General features: G+C 43.5%; 1 protein-coding gene. It reads right to left on the bottom strand.

Features of this window, described 5'->3' with window-relative positions; genetic code table 11:
- A partial coding sequence (locus B0G85_RS10170; protein ID WP_157799326.1) for a beta strand repeat-containing protein occupies positions 1–3,614 on the bottom strand: 3,614 nt, incomplete at both ends.

The raw sequence follows: 3,614 nt of genomic DNA, 5'->3' as shown, positions 1-3,614 counted from the left end.
TCAGTCGTAATAGCTAATGCATTAGCTCCCATCGTGATCGTGCCACCTGCTCCTGTCACAACGGAACCAGCCGTGATGGCGGTGGCGCCGAGAACTTTTACAGCGCCCACTGCTCCATTCAGAGTAGTACTAGCAGAACCGGAGTTAATTGTTAGCGTAGGGGTTGTAGCAGTAGCATCTGTATTGATGGTGGAACTAAACAAAATATCACCAGTAGAACTTAAAGAGGTATTACGCTTAATTAATACAGCATTGTTATAGGTCTGAGTACTACTAGTAACAATACTTGCTGCATCAATTATGGTGGTGCCACCTGAACCAGTATTAATTCTTGATGTATCAATATTTGCATTGATATTGAAGTACCCACTACTATCAGAGCGTACTACCTCAACGTCATAAGTAGTTCCAATGGTGCCATTTAATGTAATGTCGCCACTACCAACACTCAGAGTTAATACCGGCACCCCACTTATATTTCCATCTAATGTGCCATTAAATGTAAGCGACTGATTTACCGTATTGATCAACACTGCTGAAGCAGTGATAGCTACAGGGTCAGAAAAGATAAAGGTTGTATTACCTATGCCTACTAAATTAGCGCCTAAGTTAATATTGGCGCCGTTAGTATCAAAAGTGACTGGACTGGAGAAACTAAGGTCACTAACAGTGCTAATGGCTCCAGCTGTTGCCGATCCAAATGTAATTCTTGTAAATCCTGGCTTGATGAAAGCCAATTCACTTACAGTTAAATCTAGAACGCTATTGGAATTGTTATTAGAACTATCAAGGCCGCCTAAAATCATGGAATTGCCAGAGGTATAGGGCTTAATGACTAAGGTGGATTGACCATAAATATCGGCAGTTGGATTAAATTCATCAGCGCTGATTATGAGAGCACCTAAACCATTACCGCTTGAACCTAGTGCAGCAGTTGCTAAAACACCGGTACCCGTAGTCAACGTTAAAGCTTGGTTGCTTCCAGATACGGCACCACCTAGGGTGAGATTGCGGTTACTAACCGCACCACCAGAAGTATTAATTGTCGTTGCTGCAAGCAAAGTAATTGGAGTGCCAGCATCTCCAATCGATGTTGTGCCGTTGCTGGTGATCGTTCCTGCCAAGCTTACTGAGCTGGGGGCTGTTGCAGTAAAGCCTGCGGAAAAAGTTAATACATCAGTTGAAAGGTTCCCTAAGTTTAGAGTTCCTGTATTGCTGAATGTTGTTGCATACGAAATAGAACTTGTTGCGCCAATAAATGATAGATTGTATGGGCCTGATCCTGAATTAAATGCTGTCATAGTGGTAGCGTCAGAAAAAGACACTGCACCAGTTTGGGCATTATTTACCGTAACACTACTCAAGCCAGCGCTTGTACCTACCGGCTTATTAAAGTTAATAACACCGCCTACAGCATTTAAGCTTAGCGCATAGGCTCCATTTATGACTCCATTGATAGCTATATTTGCACCAGCATTTGAGTTAGCTGTAGCTGTTGAAATAGTAGTATCACCAGCTAAGCTCACTGGAGTAGAAGCAGCACCCAATGTAACTACCCCGCCTGCATTAATAACTCCCATTAACTGGACTGAGGATTGAGAAGCAGCAGTGAAGGTTCCGCCAATATTTGCCGTGCCTGAACTATTAAAATTGAGTACCCCGGCATTTCTAAAGTTAGCGCTGGAATTAACAGTTAAGTTACTTGTACTAGCAGAACTGTTAGTACTGAAAGCAAATCGTACCCAAATATTATCAATGCCGTTCGGATCTGATGCCCAAATCCAGTTAGCATTTGAATTGCTGATGACAGCGCCCCATGGACCAGTGTTGTATGGGCCAACAATTGTTGCATTCGCCCATGCGCTGTCGTTAAAACCTATTTTATTCCAGTTTGTATTTGCGGTTGGGTCAGTAGATGTCACTTTCCAATTCACGTTACTGCCTGCGTACGTACCATTGCTGTAAGTTAAAAGTGCTTGTAATGCAGCTATTCCACCTTGGTCGTAAGCGTAGATACCAAGCACATTTAAGCCATTTACAAGGGATCCTAAACTACTAAAAGTTTCTGCTGCACCCCAATTATTCCCCGACCCTAGTAATACACCATTTAAATATGCCGTGTAGCCATTATCAGCCGTGATCTTAATGTTACTAAGTAGATTTGGTGAAGCGCCAAAGTAAATATCAAATGCAGTAGTACCAGTTGAAATAGATCCAACATTGAGATCGCTCAATATATAAAAGGCGCCACTTTGATTACTTGAACCAAGCGTGAAAGCGCCCACCCCATTAATCGCAGAGTTGATGGTTGTTGAGCCACTACCACTATTAATGACTAAATCTAAATTATTTCCAGTCAATGTATTTAATGAGCTAGCGCCGATCGTGATGTTACCTGAGGATGTCGTAATATTTTTTACGCTTGACCCACCCAAATCAATATTGCCATTAATGCTAATTAAGCCTGAGCCTGTTGTGATGTCGCCAGCATTCCAGGTTAAAGGTCCGTTGATCGTAAAGGAGGCATTCGTGCCTGTAACAAACGCTAAATTATGAGCCAGCGTAAATGTGCCAGATGAAGTAAAGCTTGTCGGATCTTTAAAGCTCAGAGCTGCCTGAGAATTGATATTGCCGGAATAGGTTCCGCCACCAATCGTAATTGCTGAGAATCCATCTACTAAGTAAGCTAGCTCGGTAGCCGTTAAATTAAGTACGCTAGTGTTGCTGTTATCTGCAGAACCCAGATAAATATCTCTTGTTGTCGTGCTTGGAATAATCGTTAGGGTGCCAGTGCCTGCAAAGTTACCGGCTAAATTAATTTCATTAGCAGTCAGAGAAGTATTTCCCAAGGCCGTAGCTGTACTGCCAAAGCTGATAGTTGATGTTCCAGCATTCAGAGTAAGGGTCTTACTGGCCCCTGCTACAGCACCATCTAGATTTAAGGCTGCATTTGCTGCTGCCGTAGAAATACTGGTGTTGTCAGCCAGAGTGATGCCCGTATTAGCATCGCCCACACTAAATGTTCCGCCACTCGTAAAGCTACCGGCCAGAGTTACAGCGCTTGGTGCAGTAGCTGTAACGCCTCCGCTAAATGTAAAGGTGTCGGCAGCGGCGTCACCTAGTATTAAAGTTCCGGTATTAGCAAAGGTAACTGCATTAGTGATCGTATTCGCGGAACCTATCAATCGAACGTTATAGGCATTTGCTGAACCTGTCACAGTTAAGGTAGGAGTTGTCAAATTACCAGCAACGCTTACTAGAGTCGCTGCACTGCTCTCACTAATAACGATACTGGTGCCCGTATTGATACTGCTACTAAAGGTGGCTCCCCCTGAATTAGTAATCGTAAGGGTAGATAAAGAAGTACCGCCAATCGCACCCGTTACAGCGATAGTGCCAGTCGTACCACTATTCAATGTGAGAGCTTGAGTATTTGCTAGCGTGCCAATGATCGTACTACTAAACGCAATACTATTTCCTGTTGAAGCTCCACCAATAGATGATGTAGTCAGTGAGTTCCCTAAGGTCACTGCCCCCGTATACGTTTGGGTACCACTGGTGGTGATGTCACCATTTAAGGTAATACCTGTACCGGTAATGGCTAGGGTGCCTGA

This window comes from Polynucleobacter brandtiae (assembly GCF_002797575.1).
In the GTDB taxonomy this organism is placed as follows: domain Bacteria; phylum Pseudomonadota; class Gammaproteobacteria; order Burkholderiales; family Burkholderiaceae; genus Polynucleobacter; species Polynucleobacter brandtiae.
Note: the sequence above shows the minus strand (reverse complement) of the source record. Positions and strands in the feature narration are given on the sequence as shown.